Source organism: Priestia sp. P1_B12_1 (assembly GCF_056406695.1).
In genome coordinates, this window is the sequence record NZ_JBFTZR010000061.1 from 1 (window position 1) to 1,205 (window position 1,205).

The window sequence follows — 1,205 nt, forward strand, 5'->3', positions numbered from 1 at the left end:
CTAAAGAGATGAAATCTAACTGTGAATCTATAGTAAGTAACTGTTAAGTTTGAATTGRAGAAGRCTAAAGAGATGAAATCTAACTGTGAATCTATAGTAAGTAACTGTTAAGTTGAACTTATCTTCAACTACACTTTAGAAATCTGACTATAAATCTGTGATTAATTAATGTCAGGTTTAACTAAAGTTTAACTAAAGAGGGAGATGTTATTAAGAAACTATATTAAGTGAGTAATAAGTTGAACTTAAGTTTTACTAGCGCTAAAAAACTAACTATAAATCTATACGAGGCGGTTTCTGCTAACATAACAGGAACCGTAACCATTGAAAATCGTGTGTACCATGCGGCTAATAGCTCACTGGATATGGTCATCAAAATGGATCAAACAGATGAAGAAGAAGTAAGCTTTGTGGCACAAGAAAAAGCGAATCCAAACATCAAATTGCCTGTTCATTTATTGTATGAAGACGATGGCTATTATGTCGTAAGAATCAGCGATTTGTCTTCAAATTGGGAAGCACTTGCCTTTGATCTGTATCAAGAAAATGAAGAAAAAGAAACGGTAAACGTAGATGATGTAACGAGTGATTCAGAAACAGATTCAACAGAGGAAATAGATGCTCATGCGTTAATTACAACACTCTATTCTGACCAACGAAAAACAAAAAGTGAAGAAGGAAAAGGAACAAAAAGCAAACAAGAATATGCGCTTTTGGTCAATGATTTAGAGAAACAATTTGTTAAAAAGAAAATGAAAAACTATGAAAAAGCAATCACAGTAGAAGCTAAACATAAGCGTCAAACGTAACAAGAAATGAACGAATTACAACGTGACATGAAGTACCAAGTGGAAGAGGAAAAAGCTGATACAGAATCAAAAATTGCGATGAAAAAGGATGCCATTCAATCGAGTGATGCAAGCATTCATTCAGCTCTATAAAGATAAACAAAAAAGCTTACAAGAAAAGCTTCAAAAATTGAATGAAAAGCAACAAGATTTAGCTATGAAGTGAAAAAACACAAGTCAACAGTAGGTCAACATGTGTTTTTTTGAGGTTCACAGTAGGTTCACATAGAGGAGTTTAGGTCAACAGCAGGTTCACACTTTAGAGGTTTTCGTGATATCACGGTTTTGCTAGGCTCTGCCTAGCCTATCACCCCGTGTGATAGCAAAAACCCCTTATGCTCTTCTCTCTTTTGTAGT

General features: G+C 34.4%; 2 protein-coding genes. Both read left to right on the forward strand.

The window, feature by feature from the left end; all coding sequences use genetic code 11:
- Window positions 1-239 precede the first annotated feature (239 nt).
- On the forward strand, window positions 240-809 hold the full coding sequence (locus AC1D0Y_RS29515; protein WP_477708448.1) for a hypothetical protein: 570 nt from the start codon (window positions 240-242) through the stop codon (window positions 807-809).
- A gap of 6 nt (window positions 810-815) precedes the next feature.
- Window positions 816-941, forward strand: a complete 126-nt coding sequence (locus AC1D0Y_RS29520) for a hypothetical protein (protein ID WP_477708449.1) — start codon at window positions 816-818, stop codon at window positions 939-941.
- Window positions 942-1,205 lie beyond the last annotated feature (264 nt).

Coding starts and splice junctions, on each gene's coding strand:
- AC1D0Y_RS29520 (WP_477708449.1), top strand. CDS start 816: ATGAACGAATTACAACGTGACATGAAGTACCAAGTGGAAGAGGAAAAA.